This window comes from Kibdelosporangium aridum, assembly GCF_900176515.1.
GTDB lineage: Bacteria > Actinomycetota > Actinomycetes > Mycobacteriales > Pseudonocardiaceae > Kibdelosporangium > Kibdelosporangium aridum.
Map to the genome: position 1 here is coordinate 160,293 of NZ_FWXV01000014.1, position 25,323 is coordinate 185,615.

Annotated in this window: 24 protein-coding genes and 2 pseudogenes; 21 read left to right on the forward strand and 5 right to left on the reverse strand. The window is 62.7% G+C overall.

The genetic code is table 11. From position 1 onward, the window contains the following. Positions 1-357: 357 nt before the first annotated feature. Positions 358-1,158 carry a hypothetical protein gene (locus B9C43_RS49270; protein WP_143447141.1) on the forward strand — a complete coding sequence of 267 codons (801 nt, stop codon included), beginning with the start codon at positions 358-360 and terminating at the stop codon, positions 1,156-1,158. Next, positions 1,158-2,678 carry a type 2 periplasmic-binding domain-containing protein gene (locus B9C43_RS56285; protein ID WP_143447142.1) on the forward strand — a complete coding sequence of 507 codons (1,521 nt, stop codon included), beginning with the start codon at positions 1,158-1,160 and terminating at the stop codon, positions 2,676-2,678. The genes B9C43_RS49270 and B9C43_RS56285 overlap by 1 nt, the downstream gene beginning before the upstream one ends. 15 nt (positions 2,679-2,693) lie before the next feature. On the opposite strand, the gene B9C43_RS49275 is transcribed toward B9C43_RS56285, so the two are convergent. After that, positions 2,694-3,038 (reverse strand): recombinase family protein, encoded by a 345-nt coding sequence (locus B9C43_RS49275; RefSeq protein WP_235039287.1) that lies wholly within the window; start codon positions 3,036-3,038, stop codon positions 2,694-2,696. 1,439 nt (positions 3,039-4,477) lie between these two features. Here B9C43_RS49275 and B9C43_RS49285 point away from each other — a divergent pair. Beyond that, on the forward strand, positions 4,478-4,828 hold the full coding sequence (locus tag B9C43_RS49285) for a hypothetical protein (RefSeq protein ID WP_143447143.1): 351 nt from the start codon (positions 4,478-4,480) through the stop codon (positions 4,826-4,828). A 34-nt stretch (positions 4,829-4,862) separates the two neighbouring features. On the opposite strand, the gene B9C43_RS59820 is transcribed toward B9C43_RS49285, so the two are convergent. Next, positions 4,863-4,991, reverse strand: coding sequence for a hypothetical protein (locus B9C43_RS59820; protein ID WP_268811629.1), 129 nt, complete (start codon positions 4,989-4,991; stop codon positions 4,863-4,865). Between the two features lie 316 nt (positions 4,992-5,307). Between B9C43_RS59820 and B9C43_RS59145 the strand changes: the two genes are divergently transcribed. The 12 genes and pseudogenes from B9C43_RS59145 (at position 5,308) to B9C43_RS49350 (ending at position 14,324) form a co-directional block, all read left to right on the forward strand. Next, entirely contained in the window at positions 5,308-5,955 is a 648-nt protein-coding gene (locus B9C43_RS59145; RefSeq protein WP_235039288.1) for an integrase core domain-containing protein, read from the forward strand. 91 nt (positions 5,956-6,046) lie between these two features. Continuing rightward, a pseudogene (locus B9C43_RS49295) lies at positions 6,047-6,502 on the forward strand (transposase); the annotation flags it as partial. A gap of 65 nt (positions 6,503-6,567) precedes the next feature. Further along, on the forward strand, positions 6,568-7,287 hold the full coding sequence (locus B9C43_RS49300; RefSeq protein WP_143447144.1) for a transposase: 720 nt from the start codon (positions 6,568-6,570) through the stop codon (positions 7,285-7,287). 68 nt (positions 7,288-7,355) lie between these two features. Next, positions 7,356-7,631 (forward strand): integrase core domain-containing protein, encoded by a 276-nt coding sequence (locus B9C43_RS57960; RefSeq protein WP_200826051.1) that lies wholly within the window; start codon positions 7,356-7,358, stop codon positions 7,629-7,631. 512 nt (positions 7,632-8,143) lie between these two features. Next, positions 8,144-8,701 carry an RNA polymerase sigma factor gene (locus B9C43_RS49310; protein ID WP_084434216.1) on the forward strand — a complete coding sequence of 186 codons (558 nt, stop codon included), beginning with the start codon at positions 8,144-8,146 and terminating at the stop codon, positions 8,699-8,701. Next, positions 8,694-9,479 carry an anti-sigma factor gene (locus B9C43_RS49315; RefSeq protein ID WP_084434243.1) on the forward strand — a complete coding sequence of 262 codons (786 nt, stop codon included), beginning with the start codon at positions 8,694-8,696 and terminating at the stop codon, positions 9,477-9,479. Before B9C43_RS49310 ends, B9C43_RS49315 begins: the two co-directional genes overlap by 8 nt. A 50-nt stretch (positions 9,480-9,529) precedes the next feature. Beyond that, positions 9,530-10,000, forward strand: a complete 471-nt coding sequence (locus B9C43_RS49320) for a DUF7282 domain-containing protein (protein ID WP_143447146.1) — start codon at positions 9,530-9,532, stop codon at positions 9,998-10,000. Positions 10,001-10,613: 613 nt separating this feature from the next. After that, entirely contained in the window at positions 10,614-10,892 is a 279-nt protein-coding gene (locus B9C43_RS49325; protein ID WP_200826052.1) for a hypothetical protein, read from the forward strand. 204 nt (positions 10,893-11,096) lie between these two features. Then, positions 11,097-11,576, forward strand: a complete 480-nt coding sequence (locus B9C43_RS57965) for a hypothetical protein (RefSeq protein WP_200826053.1) — start codon at positions 11,097-11,099, stop codon at positions 11,574-11,576. Beyond that, positions 11,573-11,794: a hypothetical protein gene (locus B9C43_RS49335; protein ID WP_084434218.1), complete on the forward strand. Its 222-nt coding sequence runs from the start codon at positions 11,573-11,575 to the stop codon at positions 11,792-11,794. The genes B9C43_RS57965 and B9C43_RS49335 overlap by 4 nt, the downstream gene beginning before the upstream one ends. A 253-nt stretch (positions 11,795-12,047) precedes the next feature. Then, a complete protein-coding gene (locus tag B9C43_RS49340; protein WP_084434219.1) occupies positions 12,048-13,118 on the forward strand; it encodes an integrase core domain-containing protein in 1,071 nt (356 codons plus the stop codon). Positions 13,119-13,292: 174 nt separating this feature from the next. After that, the gene (locus B9C43_RS49350) at positions 13,293-14,324 is read left to right on the forward strand and encodes an ArsR/SmtB family transcription factor (RefSeq protein WP_143447147.1); all 1,032 of its coding nucleotides are present in this window, start codon (positions 13,293-13,295) and stop codon (positions 14,322-14,324) included. Positions 14,325-14,923: 599 nt separating this feature from the next. On the opposite strand, the gene B9C43_RS59150 is transcribed toward B9C43_RS49350, so the two are convergent. Beyond that, a complete protein-coding gene (locus tag B9C43_RS59150) occupies positions 14,924-15,115 on the reverse strand; it encodes a hypothetical protein (RefSeq protein WP_235039289.1) in 192 nt (63 codons plus the stop codon). Between B9C43_RS59150 and B9C43_RS60305 the strand changes: the two genes are divergently transcribed. The 4 genes and pseudogenes from B9C43_RS60305 (at position 15,054) to B9C43_RS49365 (ending at position 21,393) form a co-directional block, all read left to right on the forward strand. Further along, positions 15,054-15,428 carry a subtilase-type protease inhibitor gene (locus B9C43_RS60305; RefSeq protein WP_407657176.1) on the forward strand — a complete coding sequence of 125 codons (375 nt, stop codon included), beginning with the start codon at positions 15,054-15,056 and terminating at the stop codon, positions 15,426-15,428. The genes B9C43_RS59150 and B9C43_RS60305 overlap by 62 nt on opposite strands. Before the next feature lie 664 nt (positions 15,429-16,092). Continuing rightward, positions 16,093-19,077, forward strand: a complete 2,985-nt coding sequence (locus B9C43_RS49360) for a helix-turn-helix transcriptional regulator (protein WP_160097297.1) — start codon at positions 16,093-16,095, stop codon at positions 19,075-19,077. 850 nt (positions 19,078-19,927) lie between these two features. Then, positions 19,928-20,161, forward strand: a pseudogene (locus B9C43_RS59155) (transposase); the annotation flags it as partial. Positions 20,162-20,622: 461 nt separating this feature from the next. After that, positions 20,623-21,393 (forward strand): S1 family peptidase, encoded by a 771-nt coding sequence (locus B9C43_RS49365; protein WP_084434245.1) that lies wholly within the window; start codon positions 20,623-20,625, stop codon positions 21,391-21,393. A gap of 1,465 nt (positions 21,394-22,858) precedes the next feature. On the opposite strand, the gene B9C43_RS49375 is transcribed toward B9C43_RS49365, so the two are convergent. Further along, complete coding sequence (locus B9C43_RS49375) at positions 22,859-23,137, reverse strand: hypothetical protein (RefSeq protein WP_084434225.1); 279 nt, start codon at positions 23,135-23,137, stop codon at positions 22,859-22,861. Between the two features lie 153 nt (positions 23,138-23,290). Between B9C43_RS49375 and B9C43_RS57215 the strand changes: the two genes are divergently transcribed. Further along, a complete protein-coding gene (locus B9C43_RS57215; RefSeq protein ID WP_160097299.1) occupies positions 23,291-23,458 on the forward strand; it encodes a hypothetical protein in 168 nt (55 codons plus the stop codon). Positions 23,459-23,491: 33 nt separating this feature from the next. Here B9C43_RS57215 and B9C43_RS49380 read toward each other — a convergent pair whose 3' ends face one another. After that, the gene (locus tag B9C43_RS49380) at positions 23,492-24,316 is read right to left on the reverse strand and encodes a transposase family protein (protein ID WP_084434226.1); all 825 of its coding nucleotides are present in this window, start codon (positions 24,314-24,316) and stop codon (positions 23,492-23,494) included. Between the two features lie 201 nt (positions 24,317-24,517). Here B9C43_RS49380 and B9C43_RS49385 point away from each other — a divergent pair, with 201 nt between their 5' ends. Next, on the forward strand, positions 24,518-24,700 hold the full coding sequence (locus B9C43_RS49385) for a hypothetical protein (protein WP_084434227.1): 183 nt from the start codon (positions 24,518-24,520) through the stop codon (positions 24,698-24,700). Positions 24,701-25,323: the final 623 nt, after the last annotated feature.

A 25,323-nucleotide genomic window follows, 5' to 3' on the forward strand; every position in this document is an offset into this window, starting at 1 on the left:
CCGTCGCATCCGGCTACTACGCGCTAGCAAAAGAGTTTGTCAACATTAACTTAGAAGACGGACTCCACAGATGATCAAATCGAACATGCGTTCCGTTATGCGCATTTCAATTACAGTTTGACCGACAATCAGGCACGTTTCTGTCACGGGCGAATATCTAACCAATATCATCCCGCACTCAACGGTACCCAGCGTTACGAACGTCCGCGTTCCGCCGATAACCGCGACATGGATGTGCGCAGAGTGGCGCTCGGGGTTATACAAGCGCGGGGTCGAACTGTAATCGATCCAGCTTTGGTCGCCTTCGGGCCTGATGAGGCAGACTTTCTAACCCGACATGTCGGCAAGGTCCGCTCGGTGAAAGATACCACCGTGAGGAGCCGGTTCAGGCAGGGCTCCACCATGCCGTCCCTCCTGGACGACTTTCGGACTCTAGACGATCAGAAGTTCGAAGAGTCGGCGAAGATACTTCAAGATGCCCTCGTAGCAGCGATGGCCACGTCGACAAATGCTAGCGATTGTGTGTTCGCAGTGGTGCATACTGCTGATCAAGAGGGACAGCTAGGCTATATCACCCTCCTCAAGCTCGACGCCGTAGTCGAGGCGGCCAGAATGAGTGTTGCCACAGGCAAAGTCACACTTCAGGTTCTCAGGGAGCTTCTCCCTGAGCCGGGAAAGCTGCAAAAAGCCTTCTCCTGGCCGGACGTGCGTGCCGTTAGCGATGCAATCATCGTCGACGCTAGTTCTGCAAAATACTTTCAGGCTGCATTTGATGTAGAGGTGAGTCCTCGATCCCTTGAAGCAGAGGCAGATCTAACAAGAACCATCCTTGAACAAGTGCCGCCTGAGCGTCAACACGACGCCCTAAGCAAGGCAGTTACACTGGCGGGACCACTAGACGAAGTACTCATTGAGTTGTCGACAAATGGGTTTCCCGAACTAGAAGAGGCTGCCCGCGAAGCTACAGAAAGTAATCAGCCGGCAGGAATTGTTAGAACCAACAAAGTCGCCGCAAAGCCGCTTATTTGGCGCGCGGACGGTATTGAGGTCCGAGTGCCTCCGACACTAATGAGAAACGTCGAAGTGGTGCCAGATCCCGAGCAGCAGGGTTGGCAGATTATTGTTAGCACGAGAACCCAACCCGAGATGGGGGTCTAGTGCTCGTAAACGACTTATTTCCACTCGACCTATCTCGATTGGGAGAATTCAACGATAAACTTAGGGGTCTCCTACGGGAAGGTTGGCACATCCCTGACTCGGTGGTAGATATACGCTTGCATAAGCCAACGGAAGATGTCCAGGCCGATATCAATAGGGTCCAGGTTTTCGGCTCAACCCTTGACGATCTAGAGGTGGTCGGCGTCATCGCTGGCCACCGCCTTCGACTACGGACCGTCCAAGGCATACTAGAGGTCGTCGATTTTCCAGGGGCAGATCCCTATTTACTATTTGACGACGACGACGTCAACAATGCACACCTGGCCTGGGATGGCGATGCAACAGCGGCCCTACTACTGCCTCTAAATTGGACAATCACCGCATTCCTGAAACCAGAATCGTCGATTCAAGACCTACCCGAAGGCATAGAAGTAGTTGTTGTTACCAATTCAAATACCATTGTTGCACACTTCCGAGAAGCTGGATTGAGAAATCTCGCGCGTTTCGTTCCACCGGAAATGAAGAGGCGAATTTACATATCGTTAGAGGGGGACGCGCCGCCGGTACATCTCGGAACTATCAGCTTCGCCACGATAAGCGCGCCATTTCAGCTCCAGGTACCGATTCACGAATCTCCATTGCCTGGCGAGGCTGCACTTCACAAGTCGAGTCTCATTCGCCCGTACTGTCTTCTAGCCGCCCAGCCTATTCAGGCTTCCGCGGCAGTGTTCTGGAAGGAGATAGTTGACTATTGCAGAGCAGCCGCATCAATTTACACATGGGTCTCACTTGCGTCGAACGTCCAGGTATCCGAAGCGGGCGTTCGAATCGAGTTCCTAGGGTTTAGGCGTGTAAGTTTTCAGCTCCCGCCACCCGAGAGCTTGGAGGTGCAGAAGGTCTCAAGCACGCTAATACTTCGCGAATGGGCCTTCCAGGAAGCCAGTCCGGATCGCTTGCTGGCCATAAGTCAGGTTGTAAGCTTGTACGACCAGGACGACCCCTTTCAACACGCTGAAGATATCAAGGCCAGCGCGGAAGTCATCTATGTAGGCCTGCGAAGTGACGCAGTCGCGGAAGTCGTAAAAACCTCAAGGGACGCTTATACTCAAACCAACGAGACAGTTCGCCAGGCATTAAAATCGTCGCAGGATCTCATCAAGGCGTCTATGGAGAGATTTCTTGCTGGCTTAGTTGCTGTGGGTGCAGTCACGATCGCTAACGCCAGTCGGGCACTCACGGACGATATGAGTCGACTACTAATGCTCTTTATTGCTGGATTCTTCGTTGTTCTGGCCTTAGTAGCGCTCGTGATCGAGGGTCCATTACTGTCGCTTCAAATCAAGAATCTGCATCATGATGTACGTCAAGGCGCACCGCTACTCACAGAGGATCAAATAAGGTCTATTACTGAATCAAGGAGTGTAACGAAAACACGTATACGTGTTCAAACCGTGCGAATAGCGATTCCAGTTATATATGGATCGCTTGTATGTGCAATCGCCATATGGGGATATCCGTAGATGGCTCCTTCATTCTCAAACCAAGACCGTAATGGCCCAACTGGTGAAGTCCTCAACTGACACGATCTCCGGGTGCGCCGGTCGCCGAGGCATCACCACCTTCTCGGGGGTCGCGCGTCGGAACCGAACCACGTGCCCAGCGCTGACGTGGTCCGGATCGAACTGCATTCTTGCCGTGACCACCGGCCGAAGAACGCGTACCCGGGTGTAGCGAGGGTTGTCGAGAATCGCGCGGACCGTGCTTCCTTGCCAACCGTCGGCCTGCCGATGCCGGTTCTGCTCCGGGCGCTTCGCCGACGGACACAAGATCCCATCTTCGTTCAGACCCTTCGCGATCGCCCGGTCACCTTGGATGGACACTCGACTGGAGGACAATCGATGTCAAAGACCGTTCCCCTTCCCGCCGTCAACGGGAAGGGGAACGGTCAACGATGATCATCCTGCCCTCTCGCCGAATCGCAAGGCCCCCACTAAGTGGATTTTTGACACGCTAGGTAAGGGCTCGAATAATTGCCAATAGCCCTGCGATGCCAAAGAAACTCATCCCGAATGCCCAGATTCGGTGAGAGCGACCGCGAATGAGTCGGTGGCGGGGTTCTACAGCTCGCGCTCGCGTCTCACCCGATGCGAACATCTCTGGCCAGCCGTTTTCTTTCTCGATTCGATGCAGCAGTAGCGAATCAGTGAGTTCATTTCCTCGATGACGAAGCAACAGCTGGATTGACATCAGTGACATGATCAGAGACAGTGCGCCAGCCACGACCGCAGCTAGACGGGTGGACTGGGCACCGTATGCGAGCAGCAGAAGAAAGGATTGTGCTGTCAGGGACAGTGCGGGAGTCTGCCACATCATCGTGTCTAATGCCTGCCGTCGTGCAGCAACTACCTGATACTGCGCCACAACGACCTGCGGGATGGGACCGATAGGGCTATTGCTTTGGACGCTCTGCCGCGATTTGGCGGCGGGATCGGGCGCTTCGTGCAAGATGACAGTGTCCTTCCTGGTCAGCTAACACTCACCGCATGACGCTCAAACAGGCGCGTCTAAAGACAGTATCGCGGACATCCTCGCCTTTGTTTCGATGCACGCAAGATCAATCGACGCGAATGCGGCACTCCGCGAGTCTCCCTATTTGCTCATTGTGGCGCGCTGTAGCATGCAGTCCATTACGGCACCGAAACGTTGCCATGTGTGTTGTCGGCTGTTTGATCCGAGCCGCACCGACGATTGGGCGTGTTCAATCGCATACCAGGGACGGCACGTGCCCACAGATCGACAGGGCATCTTATACGTGCTGCACTTCGATCAACCTATCCACGTTGCCCAAGCCGACCGGCGCCACGTCCAGCCCACGACGCACTACGCCGGTTGGACAGCCCAGGTCTTGGAACAACGCGTATCGCAGCACCAGGTGTCAGAGTCCAGCGTCGTGCACTCCCGGCCGGGAACCGCAGAGGACGAAGTAGTCAGCGCACGGAAGCATGCCCTCGGTGTAGTACTCCACTCGCTCCCGAGTTCCTCGGACGGCCCTAACACTGAACAAACCAGGAGAGCCCTGCTCAGCCTCGCCATCGCCGCGTTCGTCTTTACCGGTACCGCCCCGCGCCATCAGCGGCCGTTGACGCGAACTCCGTGATGGCCTGGTCACGACTAACGGTCGAGAACGAGCCGTGTGGTTAGCGTGCACGACGCTCCTCGGACACAGTTATGTGGCGTACCTGCTACATCTGACGTACGAGTGCTTGAGCGCACTCGAACACTCTGAACCGATCCTTCACCGCTTCAGGCGGTGTTCGTCGTGACCGGTTCGCACATCCAGCCGGTGGTCTTCCCGGCCACACGTATGGCTCCCAGCAGTTCACCGGCGGCACGCCTACCGCTGCCGCTGCCCGTGTCTCCACTGACCCGGTCAAGCGCGGCGATCTACGGCGCCGCGGCCGTGGACAATCGCGGGCGGATCATCGAGAAACCCCTCCTGACGCGTCTTGGCTGGTCTCCTGGCACCGGTGTGGACATCCAGGAGTCCCAGGGACGCCTGATCATTCACCCCAACGAGTGCTTCGTGACCATGATCACCAAGCACGGTCATCTCCGTCTGCCGGCCTGTACCGCTCGAAAAGTCGTAGCACCTGGTCAGACCGCCGAGTAGGCGTTGAGATCATGGTTTAGTGATCGTGTCGCTGCTATACCAACTGACCCGCCAGCTCTTGTCCGTCCCGACGCTGCTGCTCCGCCGTGACACCACCAAGGACGCCGAACTTCTCGCGCTCCGGCACGAGAACGCCGTTCTCCGCCGCCAGATCACCGGCCAAGTCCGCTACGAACCAGCAGACCGTTTCTGGTTCGCCGCCCTGTCCTCCCTACTCCCCCGACACCGCTGGCACGAGATCTTCCCCGTCCAACCCGCAACGATCCTCGCCTGGCACCGCAAGTCCATCGCCTGGACGTGGGACTACAGCTCACGCCGGGACTCCACTGGACGACCACCCACCCGCTCAGCGATCAAGAAGCTCGTCCTCCGCCTGGCCAACGAGAACCCACGCTGGGGACACCGAAGGATCCACGCTGGGACACCGAAGGATCCACGGCGAGCTATCCGGACTCGGACACCGGATCGCCCCATCGACCGTGTGGAAGATCCTCAACTCGGCCGGCATCGATCCCGCCCCACGCCGAACCGGCCCCACCTGGAAACAGTTCCTCACCAACCAAGCCCGCGGCATCATCGCCGCAGACTTTTTCCACATCGACACCGCACTCGGCAAACGCCTCTACGCCCTGGTCTTCCTCGAACACCGCACACGACGACTACACATCGCCGGCATCACCGCCCACCCCACCCGGGAGAGGACCACACAACAAGCCCGCAACCTCGCCATTGGCAACGGGACGGATCTGGGTGCGCTCCGCTTTCTGCTCCGCGATCGCGACACGAAGTACTCGACAGCGTTCGACGCCGTCTTCCAAGCCGAAGACATCGACATCCTCACCACCGCACCCCAAGCACCACGGATGAACGCCCACTGCGAACGAGTTATCAGAACCCTCCGCACCGAGGTCTGCGACCACATGCTCATCCTCAACGAGGCACACGCCCGAGAAGTCCTCGCCGAATACCAGCGCCACTACAACCACCACCGACCGCACCAAGCCCGACACCAACAACCACCCGAACCTCGTCCATCTCCCGACCGAACGCATGAAGCCAACACCCACGCGTTACTACGCACCCGCATCCTCAATGGACTCATCAACGAGTACCAGTACGCGGCTTGACCTGCAGCGATGACTTTTCGAGCGGTACAGGACTGGTTGAAGGTTCCAAGCATGGCCGACGTTGGCGCGTCGGCCGGGAAGGTACGGCCCGATGCTTACCGTAGCCCCTGACCCTGCTGCTGGCGATGGCGAGTCCTCGAGCGGATCGTCGCCGTCGCTGATTGATGAGCTCGTGCGGGAGGGCGCGCGGCGGATGCTGGCTGAGGCGTTGCAGGCCGAGGTGGACGCCTATATCGCGCGGTTCGCCGGCGAGCGTGACGAGCGCGGCCACCGCCTGGTGGTGCGCAATGGCCACCATGAGCCGCGTGAGGTGCTCACCTCCGCCGGGGCGGTGGAGGTGACCGCGCCGCGGGTCAACGACAAGCGCACGGACCCGGCCACGGGTGAGCGGTGCCGGTTTTCCTCGGCGATTCTGCCGCCCTGGGCGCGCATGACGCCGAAGATCACCGAGGTGCTGCCGCTGTTGTACCTGCACGGCCTGTCCTCCGGAGATTTCGTGCCCGCGCTGGGCCAGTTCCTGGGCAGCGCGAAAGGGCTGTCCGGGTCGCCGCCGAGTTGCACCAGGCCTTGCGCCGACCCCAACTGCGCCAGCCACCGCTGGCGGAGCAGGCGATGGCCGTCCAAGCCCTGGCGCTGCTGGCCACACTCAACGCCACCTGCGCCGGGATCGAGCAACTCGGCCAGGCGACTATCGAAGCGTTCCGACAGCACGCCGACCACCAGGTGATCACCAGCTTCCCCGGCCTGGGCGAAATATCCGGTGCCCGCCTGCTCGCCGAGATCGGCGACGACCGCGACCGGTTCACCGACGCCCGAGCGCTCAACGCCTACGCCGGCTCCGCACCCGTCACCAGGGCATCCGGACGCAGCACATCGATCACACGCCGCCTGATCAAGAACAACCGACTCGCCGCAGTCGGATTCACCTGGGCGTTCATGGCCATGACCAACTCACCGTCAGCCCGAGCGCACTACACCCGCCGCAGAACAACAGGCGACGGTCACCCATCCGCACTCAGGCACCTGTTCAACCAAATGCTCGGCCAGCTACACCACTGCCTACACACCGGCGAGACCTACGACGAAACCAAGGCATTCCCTATCCAAACCACCAACGCAGCTGACAACTACGACCTATCGGAGGTCTGCACGCCGCCGGCATCGACCCCGCACCCCGCCGCAACGGCCCAACCGGGCGAAAATTCCTTGCCGCTCAAGCCAACACCATCATCGCCTGTGCATTCCTACACCTCGACACCATCGGACTGCAGCGTCTCTACGCACTGGTATTCCTCGACCACGGCACCCGCCGCCTCCACGTCGCCGGAGTAACCGCCCACCCCACCGGCGACTGGGTCGCCCAGCAAGCCCGCAACCTGGCCTACTACCTCGGTACCCGCATGGAATCCCTGCGATTCCTCATCCGCGATCGCGACACCAAGTACACCTGCACCTTCGACGCAGACAACATCGAAATCCTGAAGACATCTCCACAAGCACCCAAAGCAAACGCCCAATGCGAACGAGTCATCGGCACACTACGCCGCGAAATCCTCGACCACATCCTGATCGTCAACACGACCCACGCCCACCGTGTTCTGGCCGAATACGAGCGCCACTACAACCAGCACCGACCACATCAAGCCCGCAACCACCAACCACTCGACGCACCGTAACAACCGCCAAAGACTTCTCACCACAGCCGCCGTCAAATCCTCCGCAAGCGTGTACTCGGCGGCCTCATCAACGAGTACCACCAGGCCGTCTGAACTGCAGCGATGAGTTTTTGAACGGCACAGCCACCCGACCTGAGGTGCAGAAGTTGGCATCGTCGGCGTAGCGCTCGAAACCGGGCGGCCGGATATTCCCGGACCAGCGTCGCTATGCATTAGCGGGCAGCCGTCAAAATCCATTGAGGCTTGAACATTTTGCCATGCTCCTCGTCTTCGCTCCTATGTGTGGCTCATTTCTGTCATTGACGCAAACTCGCCATCTCTTGCTTCTTCCTGTGGATGAGCTAGGGATGTAGAATTTGTACTTCTTTGGAGATTCTGTACGAATTTCTCTGTGACAGGCCGGTATTGGCTCGAAACGTTCGAGTCGGCACCACTTCGTTTCGACGTTGCAGGTTCCACCGATCGACGGTCAAGATCGGTCTCTCACGGTCGTAGCGGAGCAGGTGCTGCGCATGACCAGTTTGATAGCGCTGGACGATGCCACCTTGCTGCATCGGGTGGCTGTCGGAGACAAGCGTGTGGCGCTGGAGGAGCTGTACCGGCGGTATGCCCACCGGGTGTTCGAGTTTGGTCTGCGGTTGCTGGGTGATCGGGGGTTGGCCGAGGAGCTGGTGCAGGAGACCTTCCTGCGGCTGTGGCGCACCGCTGATCGGTTCGATGTCTCCCGCGGCAGCGTGGCCGCGTACCTCTTCATGCTGGCTCGCAGTCTGGCGGGGGACCTGTTGCGTCGCCCCTCCTCCCGATCATTTCAACCCGAGTGCGCAGAGAGTGGCGAACTCCCCGCGGCCAACGCGACGGATCCGATGCTGACCCGGCTTGTGGTCGACCAGGCGATGGATTCCCTGTCGCCGGCGCATCGGGAGGTGCTGGTGCTGTCCTACCAGGGCGATCTCACTCAGGCCGCCATCGCCGAGATCCTTGCCGTCCCGCTCGGCACGGTCAAGACACGCACCTACTATGCGTTGCGGGCGCTGAAACTCGCTCTGGCGGAGAGGGGGATTCATGGCTGAACACCCGGTTCCGCACCCGGATCTGGCCGGCTACGTGCTCAACGTCCTTGAGCCGGGCGAGACCCGTGCGTTTGAGGCCCACCTGGCCGGCTGCGGCCCCTGCCACGCCGAGATCGATGAGCTGCGCGGACTTCCGGCACTGCTGACCACCGGGGCACCCGTAGACCTGCCGGCGGACCTGCAGGCCCGCACCTTCGCCCGTATCCACGCCAGCGAGCGCCCCTCCGCTCCCCTCCGCCTGGTGGACCCGCAGCGGCACAACGGCCAGCTCCCCCATGCCGGGTCCCGGCGTTCCAGTCGGCTCACGCCCGACCGTCGCCGACGGCTGCTCACCGCCGTCGCCGCAACTGTCCTCTTGATCGCCGCCAGTGTCGTCGCGGTCCTGCAACTGCAAGGCCCGGTCCCGAAAGACAGCGCCGCCCCGGCCGGCTTCACCCTCAGCCTGATCGCTCCCGACAGTGGCCCGCAGCGCGGTGACGCACTCATCCAGGACACCCCAGCTGGGCGGGTGGTCCAGCTGCGCGTGACCGATCTTCCCCCGCCACCGCCGGGTCAGCGCTACACCTGCTGGTTCGTCGGCCCCGGGGACAGCCTCGCCCGGCCCAACCGGGTGGCGGCCGGCAGCTTCACCACCGACAGCCGCGGCCACGCCCAGGTCACCCTGACCGGCGCCGCAGCGCCGCAGCGGTTTGCCCTCCTCGGCGTCACGCGCGAACCCGATGACGGAAACCCGCAGTACCGCGGCCCCAAGGTGCTGGTCACCAAACCCCCCGGATGACCGCGCGAAAGCTGCGGAAGCTACCGCCACGTCCGCGAAAGGCCACGCTCGTGAAGCCCCGCCTGCCACTGGCTGTGGTCACTCTCGCCGCGGCACTCACCAGCGGCGCCGGCTGCGAGCATCACAGGCACACCCCGACCGCGGGTGCCTGTACCCCGGACCCCACACCCATCGCCGGGCAGCAGGTGCGCGGCTGCCTGAGCGCCGCCGATCAGATCAGCGACGGCACCAGCGTGACCGTGGCCGATGTGGACATCCACAACGGTCCCGGGTGGGTCGTCCTGCACACCGATGACGGCGGGGAGCCGGGCCCGCGTATCGGCGTGGTGTCGGTCCGGCAAGGCCGCTCCACCCAGGTCTCCATCCCGGTCACCGGCCGGATGACCACCGGGAACTACTGGCCGATGCTGCACGTCGACGTCGGCGTCGAAGGCACCTACGAGTTCCCCGCCGGCCCCGACGTGCCCGTGGTGGACTCCCAGGGCATGGTCATGAGGCTGATCCACGTCACCGTGCGCTAGCAGACATACCGCGCTCCAGCACGGCCGCACCGCCGCCATGCGGGAGTCGACGCGCTGCCCGGCGCTCCGCCCGCACCAGCCGCCGGCCCGATGCCGTCGCCGCGCCCCGCTGCTGAATTCTCACAAATTTTCTGGGTCGCGTGAACTATTTCAACCGCCCACTCCGTAGAACCAGTGACAGTCGCCACAGAACGGCTGATCACCAAGGAAGAACCAGGGGTAGGTCGTCCATCCCCTTCCCGACACGGGAGACAGTTCATGCAGCGCACACTTTCAGGCGTCGCTGTCACTAAGCAGTGTGTACGGCATCATTTGGCAGGCAGCGCCTTATATCCCTAACTCCGGTGATTACACGATCACCCTTAAGGTGATCGTAGAGTTCCGCGGCAGGTTTCACGGGCACCACAAAACCGGTTTACCCCTGCCTGGGGGTCAGGGGTGAACCCCACTCCACAGCAATTGGCCAGCGGCCGGTCGACCTCGACAGGGTGTCCGATCTGGCCCATCATGCGCAACTCGCGCCGTCGCCAGGAGCGCCTCACGACCGGGACGGCGCGGAGGTCGACCACTTCTCTCCTCCGCGCCGCCCCTCTCCAACAGGGAGACATACACCATGACCATTCCGACTGATCTGCTCACCGCGGCCCGAGCCAAGGCGCTGTTCACCAGCGACCTGCCCGCTTACTCCCACCCAACCCGTGCCGACGTCGCCACCGCGATCCGCCACGCCGTGCGCACCTACGGCGGGACCCGTGGCTGCACCGTTGAGGTAGGCGGCGAGTACGGCGAACACCCTGAGACAGCCATCCCTCGGATGCGCTGGGCGTTGAGCGTGGTCCACGCCGTCTACACACAGCGCGGCGCCACGGGCGATGCGATCACACCACCCTGACCCTCTGACCGCGTCTGATCGGCGCCTGCGGCAATCCGGGGTTCGATCCCGGCCAACTCCTGGCTGACAGCACCTCGTTGATATCGGGTTGCGTGAGCCGTAGCCGGTCTGCAGCCCCACCGCAGTCGGCTGTCGCTGCACAGGTTGACACCACGCGTCGAACGACCCGATCCGCGTTTCCCTACCCCTACAAGGAGCATCCCAGTGTCCACGACCGCACCAGCAGGCTTGAGCGTCTCCCGGCGCGAGTTGGCCATGCTCCACGCCATCGCCGCCGGCCGCGGCGAAATCACCGGCAGCTGCGAACCCGACCTGTTCATCGACGGCCTGGCCTGCTGCGACCAGAGCGCCGCCCACCACCTCGCGCACACCGGCCTCGTGCATGCCACGCGCCCAGCCAGGGTGGAACAGCGCGTTCCCGTCGAGCTCGCCACCCCGGGCCACGCCGTACTCGCGACGCTGGCAAGCACGAACTGGCCGACCAGCCACCCCCGGACGGTCGACTTCGACCCGGCCCGCCGGACCGGTGAGCCGTTGCGCGCCAGGGGCAGCAAGATCGTCGAGCGCGACCCGGACACCCCGCGCACACCGCCGAGGAGCTATCCGGGCAAGCAGGCCACCTCGACAGAGGTCACCGCCACTCAGAACAGCACCACCGTTTGGAACCAGGAGGCCGCCGCGTGACCATCGCGCTGCTTAACACCCCGCCACCGTTCGATCCAGTCCAGAAAGGGACCACCGAGATGCTGCTCTACGAAGTTCTGGCCAGAACCCGAATGCGCGAGGCGGAGCGATTCGCCCATCACCACCGGGTGGCTCACCAACTATGCTCCAGCCGACGCTGGCGTCGGCTGGAGAGGTGGGCCAAGCAGAAGGCCGAGCGGGCCGAGCGTTCGCTGTGACCGACAACTGTGCCGTTGCTGGCCTCCACTCTCCTCCGCGTCGGAGAAGACGATGCTCTTGGGAGCCTCTGGACAGCAGAGCTTCCAAGCCGGGCCGCCCGATCCGGGGACGGCGAGAACCGCAGAGCGAAATATCTTCTTGAACCACAACGAAAACAGGTGACGTCGGTTGCCTGTGGGGTTCCAATACTGCGCATGATGGCCTTGACCTGCAGTGATCTGGGTCTTCGGTACTAGGGCATGATCGTAGGGCGTGTGGTTGCGACTGCTGTATCTGATCTTCGTTCGGCTCGCTGGTTGGCTGGTCCTGCTCGGAAGCTCGGCTGCGTCGAAGGACGTGGAGTTGCTGGTGTTGCGGCATGAAGTCGCGGTGCTGCGGCGCGGGAATCCTCGTCCGCGATTGGACTGGGCTGATCGTGCAGTACTTGCCGCCCTGGCACGGCGATTGCCCGCCATGCTGCGCCGACACCGACTGGTCACACCGGCGACACTGCTGCGGTGGCATCGACGCCTGGTGGCCAGGAAGTGGACCTACCCGAACCGGCCTGGCCGTCCGTCGCTCGACGCGACTGTTGCCGCACTGATCGAACGGATGGCCCGAGAGAATCCGCAGTGGGGTTACCGCAGGATCCAGGGTGAGCTGCTCAAGCTTGGTCACCGGGTCAGTGCCTCGACCATCCGCCGGGTGCTCAAACGCCTGCGGATACCACCAGCACCCAACCGGGACACCGACATGTCCTGGCGCAGGTTCCTGCCTACCCAGGCGTCCACCGTGTTGGCCGGCGATTTCTTCCACGTCGACTGCGCGGTGACGCTCAAGCGGATCTACGTGTTCTTCGTGATGGAGGTCGCCACCCGCTACGTCCATATCCTCGGCATCACAACGCATCCCGACGGGCCATGGACCACCCAACAAGCCCGCAACCTGCTCATGGACCTCGACGATCGAGCGGACAGGTTCCGGTTCCTCATTAGCGATCGGGCAGGCCAGTTCACGACGTCGTTCGATGCCGTGTTCGCCGACGCCGGTATTGAGACTGTCCGAATTCCGCCAGGCTGCCCGAGAGCGAACTGTTACGCCGAAAGATTCGTCCGCACGGCCCGAAGCGAGGTCACCGACCGACTCTTGATCATCAACGAGCGGCACTTGCAAACCGTGCTGAAGCGGTATGTCTCCCACTACAACCAGCGCCGTCCCCATCGAGCGTTACAACTCCGCTCACCCAGACCTGACCGCGCCTTATCCAACGAGAGTTATAGCCACGTCGTACGCCGGCAGATCCTCGGAGACTTGATCAACGAATACGAACCCGCAGCAGCCTAGAGCGCAGGTCACAGGCACGGGGCCGACTTCTGAAACCCCACAGGCCATCGGCATCAGTGCGCCAGAACCAGCGACACCAGAGTGCTGTGACGCCCAATGGGAGGTCTATAACGTTGAACGAGAAGGAAAACTCCTTGGCCACAACTAGACACGGAGGCGCACCGAGGGATCGCGATGGCGCTGCGGCTGCATTTCACCGCCGATGATCTGGCACGTACCCGGATCGCCACCCACCCGCACCCGACGTGGGAACTGGTGAACAGCCTGCACGTCATCCAGGGCCGCCACCCCCCGTCCCGGCACGCTCTGTGGCGGGCGTCCTCGCTCACGTGGCTGAACCGCCACCCCGCTGGTCGCCGCCACCTGGAGCTGTTGACCGCGTTGGTCCCACCACGGGGTTCCTTCCCGGACTTCCTCACGCCGTACCAGGACATCGACGACTTCGCCGCCTCACTGGACGCCGTGCTCAGTACCCACGCTAGCCGACTAGCCATGGAGATGGAGATAGCGCTGCCTTACCTCGGCCGACGGCCACCAGCCGTGGCCCGACAGCTCGCCGCCGGCGATCTCGACGCGCTGCACGCGCTGCGGGACGCGATGTCCTGGTACCACGACCTGGTCCTGGCCCCGCACTGGCCCGGCATCGACCGGACGATTCGCAACGACCGGACCCAGCGCACCCAGGACGTCACCGCCAACGGCATCGAGGGATTGCTCAGCAACCTGGCGGAGTGCATCCGATGGGTCCCGCCCATCCTGTACGCCGACTATCCCGTTGACCGCGACATCCAGTTGGGCGGACGCGGCTTGACGCTCATTCCGTCCTATTTCTGCTGCAACACGCCCGTGGCCTTCATCGATCCCGAACTCCCACCCGTGTTGGTCTACCCCATCACCGAGATCCCCGCCCCAACCGATGATCTGGCCGGGCTGGCCAGTCTCATCGGGGACACCCGCGCACGCGTCCTGCAGGCCCTGCGCGTGCCACGCTCCACCACCGACCTCGCCGAGCACATCCATGCCTCGCCCGCCGCCGCCAGCAAGCACGCCACCGTGCTGCGCCGCGCCGGCCTGATCAGCAGCGTCCGGCGCGGCAACACCATGCGCCACATCGTGACCGCGCTCGGGGAACAGCTGCTGGACACCGGCCACCAACAAATCGCCGGCGGCGCACTGCTCACCCCAGACTTCGGGCACCGACGGTGACTTCGGAGACGTGACTACGCGTCTGCACTACACGGGCGAGGATCTGACGTCCTCCCCGCATACGCAGGGGTTCCTGCGGCCTTGCCAGGTACCGGCAGCATCCCCCATGTCGGCGGCACGTGAAAACCGCCCTGTCCCACTTTCCAGGAAGAGGGCCATCATCGCTGGTGCGGTTCGGGCGTCACGCCCGTGAAGTTGCAGGTGGGAATGACGTGCCCACAGCGTGGGCCGCAAGGCTCTCGACCTGGATCAACCCCACGGAGTCACGTCACGATCCCCCGGTTCGCCCCTGTGTCTAATTGTGGCCACAGAGTTTTCCATCTCGTTCAATGTTGTCGCCCTCCGATTGGCTGTAACTGCACTCTGGCGTCGCTGGTTCCCGGCGCGCCGAAGGAGCGCCGCGCTCATGTGCAGCGACTGCGGCATCCATGCCTGGGAGCACGTGATCACCCGAAGCGAGGTGATCAATCCGTAGGTCAAGCAGAAGGAAGAACCAGGGTAGGTAATTCGTGCCATACGGTCGCCGATACGGGAGGCAGTTCATGGAGCGCACACTTTCAGGCCTCGCTGTCACTAAGCAGTCAACCCAAACGAATAGATCAGCGGACACAACCAAGCGCGACACGGAAGAAAAGAAGGCAGATCTTACTGCCTTCGCGCGAATGTGAGGAGAAACTCATGAGACATATGATGTCAAAAATATTCATCATTGCCGCCGTCGCGGCCATGATGATCAGCGGGGTGAGCGCCTCCGCCGCCGGGTACAGGAGCACGGATTCTCCCAGTTCCATCGCGAATTCGGTACTTCGCCTGACAATCAGCGAGGGAGAAACGGCCAAGGCAATCCCGTATGCGGCTAGCACGCTGACGTGTGACCCCGACGGCGGCGGGCATCCGCACGCAACCAAGGCCTGCGACAGGCTAAGAGAGGTGCATGGCGACTTCACAGAGTTGCGCGGGAACCCGGGCACCGTGTGCACAACGCAGTGGGATCCGGTCACTGTTACGGCAGACGGGATATGGCAAGACCGGTTCGTCCACTGGCAGCACACTTATAGCAATACGTGCCAGCTGGCATCGACCGATCCTATCTTTGCATTCTGATTGACAAACGTGCTGGCGCGTCGAGGGGGCATGCCAGCACGCTTTTTCCAAGGTTCACCCGCAGGTGTGTATACCAATGCGAGGGACCATGAATAAGCTTCAGCATCCAGGCTTGGCGGATTCACGCGGTCGTGGTCAACAGTCTGATTAGGACTGTAGTGCAGTGCCGCGAACATCCACGAATACGGTCGGTGCGACGAAGAAGCCGTCGGCCAGTTCCGAGTCGTCGGGTCGCGGACATTGTCGTGTTCCGTTGCGAGAGTGATCCGTCTCGGCGGGGAAGCCCGGGACAGCGGACCGGGCTGTTCTGTCAATCACTGGAACAACAACCGCCTGCGACCGGGGTTGCAGGACCCGCTGCCGTACGGCAACCCCTCCACAACCAGGTGGTGTCTCACTGGTGATGAACGGCGTAGGTGTACAACGCGCTAAAGCTCTGGGGATGGGAGGAGAGTTGTGGCTGCGGCCGGTCGTTCCGGAGTGATCTTTGCCCAGCCCGGATTGGGTTCCGAAAGCAGTGAGATCGCCGCGACCACGTCGCGTACGGCCACCTCGAAATTGAGCGGCGATCACCTGCGGACGGAGCAAGGGGCGCGCTTGCCAAGGATTTGGGGAGGGTATGCGGAGCGGTGACGTAGCACGGGGAGACGGTGCCCGTCGTCTGGTGGGGCGGAAGCGGGAACGAGAGCTGCTCGCGCACATACTCGATCGTCCGCGCAGCGGAGTGGCCCGGGTGGTCGAGGTCGTGGGCGAGCCGGGTATCGGCAAGTCCCGGCTGTTGGGTGAGATGCGTGCTGTGGCCAATCGTCAAGGCCGGCTAGTGCTGGCCGGTCATGCCTCCGAGCTGGAACGGCACAACCCGTTCGGGGTATTTCTCGATGCGATCTGTGACCATGTCGCCTCGCTCGACCCACCAGATCTCGCCGGGCTCGGCACCGATCTGGTGCGTGAACTCGCGATGGTGTTTCCGGGGATCTCAGTGCCAACGGACTCCGCAGAAACCACACACGACCGCTTGGTCCTCGGAGTCGAGCGTTACCGACTGCACCTCGCTATACGTGCCCTGCTGGAGCACCTCGCGTCGCCCTCGGGGTTGGTCCTCACCCTGGACGATCTGCATTGGGGTGATGACGCCTCGTTCGAACTGCTGGGGTATTTGCTCCGCCACCCGCCTCGTGCGCCCGTCGTGCTGGTAGTTGCCTACCGTTCCCGTCAGCGACCAGCCCGGCTCGCCGCCGTGCTCACCCAGGCCACGCCAGGCGGGGTGGTTCGTCGGATCGAGCTCGGTCCGTTCAATCTTGACGAGGTCGCCGAGTTTCTCGGTCCCGATGTCGACCAGGCCCGGTGTCAGGTCTTGCACCAAGCCAGTGGTGGCAACCCGTTCTACTTGGAAGCGCTGGCACGCGCCCCCGAGGAGTGGTTGCCTCTGGCGGCGAGGGGGCAGCCGCTGTCGAATGGTCCGTCGACTGCCTTATCACCAAAGAGCGTGTTGTCGCTCGATGGTGTTCCCCCCATTGTTCGCGCGACCCTGCAAGCTGAACTGGCGATCTTGCCCGAGCGGGTCCGCCTGATCGCCCACGCGTCCGCCGTGGCTGGTGATCCCTTCGGGCCTGAGCTCGCGGCCGCGGTCGCGGGACTGAGTCGCCAGGTGGCTGACGGGGCTCTGGATGAGCTGGTCGCCCGTGATCTCGTCCAACCGGCGGGCCCGGGCTGTTTTTCCTACCGCCACCCGATGGTGCGCGCTGCCGCGTACGAGAACGCCGGCGCCGGCTGGAGGGTACAGGCCCATGCCAGGGCGTGGTACGCACTGGAGGAGCGGGGCGCTTCCATGGTGCAGCGCGCGCCCCACGTCGAGCATGCGACGCTTCCCGGGAATGACAAGGCAATCGCGGTCCTGATCGCCGCCGCCGAGGCCGTGGCCGGCTGGGCACCTGCCGACGCCGCGCATTGGCTGTCTGTGGCTCTGAGGTTGCTGCCCGATAAGGTCGAGGGCGACTTACGCCGCCTGGAATTGCTCACGGACATGGCGAGGTTCCTCGGGATCAGCGGCCAGCTGTGGGAGGCCCGGGATGTCCTGCATGAGGTGTTGCGGCTCCTGCCTCGCACGGCGGCGGACCGGCGGGTCCGGGCGGTCTCGTTCTGCGCCGTGCTCGAAAATCTTCTGGGTCGGCATGCGGAGGCACGTGCCCTGCTACTGGCGGAGCTGCGAGGGCTGCCCCGCATGGCGAACGGTGCCGCAACGGCCCTGCAGCTCGGACTGGCCGAGGCGAGCCTCCGGCACGGCGACGTCGCCGGCAGTCGCACATGGGCGGGCACCGCATACATACTTGCCAGCTGCCATAACGATCACCCTGCACGGGCGACCGCAGCCAGTTTCGCGGCCTACGCCGACTATCTGGCCGCCGACATTCCAGCCGCGCTGGAGCACTGTGACCACGCGGCCCTGCTAGTCGACGGGCTGACCGACGGCGAGCTGGCGCAGCGGCTGGACAGCGTGGTGTGGCTGGGTTGGGCAGAGCACGATCTGGAACGCTATGACGCAGCAGGCCGGCATTTCGACCGCGGCCTCGCACTGGCCCGGGCCACCGGTCAAAACTATCTGCTGACCATGCTGCTGGTCAGTCGTGGCAGCGTGCTGATGTGGCAGGGGCTGCTGACACAGGCTGAAGGCTGCTTCGCTGACGCTGAAGAAGCGGCATTGTTGGTGCGCAGCCGGTGGTTGCAGGCGTTCGCGCTCGCCATGCGGTGCCGAGTGGCGGCGTTGACCGGCGAGCTCGAGCTGGCCCTGCGATTGGGGGAAGAAGCGTGCCGTCTGGCCGGACCGCCGAATGATTGGTTGTCACTGTGGACGGCCAAGCTACTCGCGCACGCCCACCTGATGGCCGACAACCCCGAGGGGTGTTCGTCCATTCTGGACATCACCGGTAGCAGCCCGGAGCTACCGATGGTCGATCCCGCTCGCCGCCCGGCCTGGTACGAGTTCCTCACCACCGCCGCCCTGGCCTTGGACCGCGTGGCGGAGGGCGAACAATGGGCAGCACGCGCCGAAGCAGCAGCCACCGGACTGGTGGCACTGCCGGGCCGCAGGGCGTTCGCGCGACTCGCTCGCGCCAGAGTCTTGTCCGCCTCCGGCGACCCGGCACACGCCAGCACGACGGCCCGGGAGGCCGCCACGGAGTTCACCAAGAGCGGCAATCCCCTTGACGCGGGCCGAGCCTGGCTGGTAGCTGGCACGGCCACAGCCGCCGCCGGAGAACGCCCCCGCGCACTGGACGAACTGGAACAGGCTCGCGCCTTGTCCGCCCGCTGCGGCGCCAACGGATTACAGGAACGGGCCATTCGCGAACTGCGCAGGCTAGGTCGTCGCGTGCCGCGCGGCGTTACCGGACAACGCAACCCTCGCGATGCCGTCGGACCGGCCGCGCTGACCTCCCGGGAAAGGGAGGTCGCCGAACTGCTGGCCATCGGGATGACCAACCGGCAGATCGCCGCGAAGCTGTACCTGAGTCCCCGAACCATCGACCACCATGTCGGGCACATCATCGCCAAACTCGGCGCCACATCCCGAGCCGGCGTCGCCAGCGCACTAGTCACCGGCGATGTAGGCAATCTCCCGGACGTCTTTCCCTCCTGCTCGCAGGCACACTGAACTCCTCGACAGACGCGAGGAGACCGGGAGCGGAGAGGGAGCGTGAAGCGCGCGTTGGGGATGCGCGCTTCACACCCGATACCCGGTGGGGCTAGGCGAATGACTCCCGGGACTGTGGGTTTTCTTGGCCGAGACTGGTTTCCTACGACCGGACTGTGGGGATAACTGTGGGGATAACCGATCATGGAAGCTGCACAGGAGTTCTCGGCTCGGCGTGAGCTGCTGCTCGTCGTGGGGAGTCGTCGTCGCGTTGATCATTGACGTTGTTCCGGCATTCGCCACTCCTGCGGCTTCGTCTGCGGCGCCGGTTCCCGAGCGGTATCTCAGCCAGCGTATCGGGTGGAAGTCTCGTTTCCCGAAGGGTGCGCTTGCCGAGAATCTCATCGTGCAGGTCATCCAGGCGGCGTGGTGGTACTCGTTGAGGATGCCGCCCACACGTGGGTGTCGGCGGCGTTGAGACGCTGGAGTTGTGTTGGATCTAGGTGTTGTTGGTTCCTCGCAACACCGGCAGTCGGGCCTGTTAAAATATTTGGCTCTGTCCATGGTTGAGTGAGCAACTTGTTGAGGGTGGAGCGAACGAGCCGGGATGCTCGCAGGGAAGGTGTGCAGGGCTGGCATCGAGGCCGCACTGAACTGCAGGTATCGCGCACCGGGCAACGGCATGTACGGCCGATGGAGCTCAGGACGTTGCCGCCGATGTAGTTGATCACTCAATGAGCGACAGAGCCAAATATTTCATGTAAGGCTGGGCGGGCCTGAATAGTCGCCCGACTGGTCGACTGGATATGATTTGTCTGCGTCTGCGAGTGAATCGAAGAAGCGCTCAGCTGACGACGACAATGTTCCTGATGTGTCATCGCTGTTGAATGCGGACGTGATCGAGGCGTTGGTCGACAAGGCCGGAACTTCAGGCGGCCCGGTCGATGGTATTAATGAGCAGTTGAATCAGGTGACGAAATCCGTGTTGGAGTGAGCGTTGAACGAGGAGATCACCGATCACCTCGGGTATAAGCACGGCGATCCCGCCGGACATGGTTCCGGGAACTCACGGAATGGCAAATTCCGCAAGACGGTGTCGACGCAAAAATATGGACAAGCCCCGACAGTCCACTCCAGGTGGTTTCGTTGTAATTCAAGAAACGCCCCACCCTGGCGGCGCCTCTCGGATCGGCCTCGCGAGGGAAGCTGCCGTCTGGAGACGTTAGGCAACGGCGAGGAATCAAACATCGGTAGAACCACCTACAGAGCTACCTACAATTCAGATAACTGGTCAGATCGGTTGCAGGGCTTGATCGCCGGGCCGCGGCGGGCGAGTTGACGACAGATCATACCTACACGTTCAACCACCTGACCGTTGGACGCACGAGAACGGCTCAATGTCCTGACCACAGTCTTCTCATGGTGAAGTGGGCGATTCCACCGATGTTTTTCATACCGGTTTGGCGCACGTTGAAGCAGGTCAGAGGATTTCAGTGAAGAAAGGCGAGGTTATTAATGAAAGCGGTCAACGTGAGCACCAACACCTGGGCCAGTGCGCTCAAAAAAATGGCAGTTGCGGCAGTCGGCGTCGCGACCATGCTCGGCCTGGCGGCGCCGGCCGTCGCAGCCCCGCCGTCCGGTTCGGACAGCGTGCGAGTCGTCGGCGGAATCCCTGCCGCACAAGGGGAATTCCCCTGGATGGTGCGGCTGTCGATGGGGTGCGGTGGCACCCTCTACACCCGGCAGATCGTGCTGACCGCCGCGCACTGCGTCCCACAGACCGGCCCGAACTCCCGCATCACGGCCACCATGGGCGTGGTCGACCTGGAGGACCCCAGCGCCGTCAGAATCCAGTCCACCTACGTGTACCAGTCGCCGACATACGGGACCTCGACCGGCGGTGACTGGGCCCTGATCGAGCTGGCCAGCCCGGCCCCAGAGGAGTTGGGCACCCTGCCGATCGCGACCACCACCGCGTACAACAACGGCGCGTTCGACGTCATCGGCTGGGGTGCCGCCAAAGAGGGCGGCCCGCAGCAGCGTGAGCTGCTCAAGGCCAAGGTCGACTTCGTCAACGACGACACCTGCAAGGCCGCCGGCGGCTTCTACGCCGGTCTGATTCCGTCCGCCGAGATCTGCGCCGGCAATATCCCGGCTGGTAGCACGGACACCTGCCAGGGCGACTCCGGCGGCCCGATGTTCCGCCGCGACAACAACAACGCCTGGATCCAGGTGGGCATCACCAGTTGGGGCGAGGGCTGCGGCCGCGACGGCAAGCCCGGCGTCTACACCGAGGTGAATACCTTCGCCGCCGCCATCGCCGCCGCCAGAATCTGACGATTGCAGTAAACGCTCAATATCTCTCGTGAGTAAAGTCATGGCTCCTGGGCTCCGCTGCTCAGGAGCCATGACTTTATGGACGGCCCGGTAAACTTGGTGCGCTACAGTAGCGAAGCCTGCTGGCCGCCAACAGTTGGCGAACATGGCCCCCGCATCCTGCGAACCAGCGAAATTGATCAGCACGCCGACACCTATCGCGGGAAGTGCGAGAATGGTGAACAGGATCGCGAAGTATGTGGACACGCCTTCCGCGGTGGTGAGCGGCGGCTCGGTGGTGATCGCGCTGACACGTGCCAAATACAAGACCGGAACTGTTCTACGTACGCCACAGAGGTAGACCACATAGAGCGTCGGGATAACCACACCCTCGACAACCTACGTGGTGTGTGCAGTGCCTGCCACGCAGGCAAGAGCAGTAGCGAGGGTAACCGCGTTAAGGCGCGGCTACGTGCGCTACGGCGTAGGCCAGTAGAGAGACACCCGGGAATAGTGACCCCGGTACCCCCACCCCTGCACAGAAATGCAGAGGTGGGGGTACCGGGAGTAGCAGCGTGCTTAGGCACGCAGAAATAGCGCGCTTGCGCGCACACTCGGCAATGCGCTAACGTCGCTACTGCGACATTGACAAACTAAATAGACTTCTGCACCCCGAGGGGATAACCCCCATCGAGGCCTTCTAGATCGCGGCGTATAGCGACCCCGAGGCCGTGTACAGGTTTCAGGCCTCCGGGCCCACGGACCGCTGGAATCTGTAACCCAACTTGCGCGCCAGGGCTTCATCGCGCCGAACGCGGTGGCGTTGACGCATACGCCGAAGACGAGCTCGAAGGTTCCACCAGTCGATAGCTCCCTCACCGCCGAGCACTGTTTCGTCCAGTCCGGAGAGTCGACGATGTAGATATGACCATATACGGCGCCGAGTACGCTGCCACCACCGCGGCTTCAGGCCGAGGTCAAGCTCATGGCGCATGATCTCGACCAACCAGCCAAATGACCTGTCAAACTCTCGGCGCGCCCATTCATGCTCTGCACTACCCGGTGCACGCGCGTAGGCAGCACGGACGGCGGTCAAACCGTCCACGACCCTAGTTGTCTCGGCTCTGATCATCGGCGAGGCGAGCAACATAATTAGACTGCGCCGCTGCGCCAGCTCCGCCAGTAATGTGGCTGCTGATTCAGTTTGCTCGACGCCATCAGTGTTAAGCGCGGTCACTGTGCGATGGAACTCGGCATAGACTTCAGCTCGCCGATTGACGTCACGGTCGTGTTTCTCCTGGTCGACCCGCCGCTGGTCTCGCACACTCGTCCAGAGCTGCGATAGTAAGACGCCAAAGAACCCGACCGACGCAACGACCAAAGTTCCCCACCATGGCGTTGAACTGCTCACCGGGGGAACTTAGCGGACTTCGCCAACTTCTGCGTCAACCTCAACTACGTCCGAGGGCCAGGCTCGCTGATCGTCCTAGGCGCCGGCCGCCGCGCCATTAGTTCCGTGGCGGCTCGGCCGTTGAGTCACTGGGGTGGACGGATCGCGGTCGGACCTGGCTCGCAGCACTTCTGCGACCTGGCCGTCCACAGTCTTGTCGAGCGCCCGCATGTGCTCCTTGTGCCGAAGGTACTGTACCCAGCCACAGACCAGCAGCCCCGTGACTCCGAGGACCAACACGACGGGCCATGGAGCACCGAACGGTGCGGCGACTACGGCTGGTGCTCCGGCGAAGCCGAGCTCAGGCCAACGCATGGGTTCAGTAGAGCAGACGGCCCTGAACCGATACGGAACTACTACAGGGTAACCTGAGCGACTCTTCCAGAACCTACATCTCTGCTGGTCAGACCCTGGTCAGGCGTTCTTCGACCTGGACAACACGGTCATCGCCAATGGAGGGGGTCGCGCATGGGCACTCGTGGCCCTGTGCCGCAGCGAAGCGATCAACGCCTTCGCCGGAACAAGGACGAAGGCAGCGAGATCGAGAAGCTGCATGCTGTGACCGGCCACGGTTTACCGGTGAGTGGGTCCAGCCCGGCGGCATTGTCGTCAGGCACCTATGAGCTTTCCGCGTAACGTTCTGGTGGCTGTGTGATCAATTTTTGTTGGTTATGTGGTTCTGTGGTGTTCGTGGTGAAGCAGGATCAGGGCAGCGGCGGTGATGCTGCCGAGGCGCCAGGGGCAGCCGCGGTAGCGGCGGAGGGCTTTGTAGGTGGTTTTGAGTAGGGAGTTGGCGCGTTCCCCGAGGCAGCGCAGGGCGCCGTGGAGTGCGTTGCAGGCCTGCTCGTCGACGGCGAGTCGGCCGTCTTGCGTTTTCTTGAACGGGATCGTGAAGGTTGCGGGTTCACCTTCGTAGCCGAGGTCGGCCAAGGCGAGCGCGCCGTCGCTGACCCAGTCGGTGATCCGGGCCAGCAGTTCAGGGTTGGCGCGGGCGGCGCTCATGTCGTGTTCTCGGCCGGGCCGCACGTCGGAGGTCCACAGTGGCCACCCGTCCGGGGTGGAGACGACCTGAATGTTGCCGCCGTGATGGCGGTGCTTGCCGCTCCACCACAAGTCCACCCCGCGCGTGGGGCCAGGTGTGGAGATCCGGTCGGTGTGGATCAGCGTGCCGTCCACGATCACATGCGAGTGGCCGGCCGCTTTCGCCGCCAACAACGCACCGTGCAGCGATGGCCGGCGCGCGGCGAGTACCGCGATGCCCTCGTCCCGGTAGTCATACGCGGTGGACACGGCAATCGCGTTATCCCTGGCCAAGGCCAACATCCTGGTGTCGTCGAGGAACCACCGCAAGACGAGAACCGCCTGCTTGTAGGTACCCAGCGCCCGCCGGCCCTTGCGGGTGCCACGCCGGACACGCTCGGCATGCAACAAACCCGACAGGAACAGAACGCTGCCCTCGGACACATTCAGAACAGCGGTGTATGCGACGCTCATCCAGCGCAGAACCCTCTATGAAGTTGATCTCGGAAGGACCACCTTCATACCGGGTTCTGCGCTTTTTTCTGTTGTATGGCAACAGATTCGGCGTGTCATCAACCGCCAAACCGTCGCTACCCTAAGTCACCAACGGTTACGCGGAAAGGCTCAGTTTCCAGCGCTGGTGTCCGTTCATCGGCCAACTTGCCGATACGGCTTGTGAACGATGCGCTGGGACATGCCAGTGCCGATGAGTATGAGGCCGTGGCGGATGTGCTGCGGCTGATACACGCCCTGGACATCGACCAGCGAGCCGTCGCGCTGGGCACCATCATCCATATGGCGCTGACAGTAGGCGACATCGTCCGAACCGGCGGTTCCGTCGCGCCCGCATCAGAGTGATCGGACATGAACACTGGTGGCGAGTTTGACTGTGTACGCGATGTCGCTTCTTGACAGGTCAGCGGCGAGCGATCCGGCAAGGCGCCTCATGCATGCCCTGCGACCCGGGCAACAAACAGGACCTTAGGAGTGGAGCCGCTTCGCCTATCCTGTTGGTGAGGAAACCGTACACACGGACAAGACTCCGTCCAACCGTCTCGTGTGGACAATGGGTCCGTGCCGTTCTGTCAGTGGCCCGGACGAGCCATCACAGTGCGGTTTCATGGTGGCCTACGGCGGAATTGCATGGCGCTGCTTGGTTAGCGGTGAACGATTGGATACCACCAGGGTGGCCGCCGCTCCCATGAAGGAACAGATGGAAGAGATGTAATGGATACCCTCGGCGTTCTAGGTGCTGTCACGGGAGTCGAGGTATCGAAAGCCGCGATATCGAAGCCAAACCCGACAATCAGAGTTCCGGCGAGCCCCAATGTCAAACAACGGACGCGATCGGGCATCACAAGCTCGTCTAGGCAGCGCCGGTTCTTCAGATCCCAGGTTCGCACCGTGTGATCTCTGCCGCCCGTAACCGCGATGGGACGACCGTCCAGTTCAGCCGTCGCAACCGCAGTCACCTCGCCGGT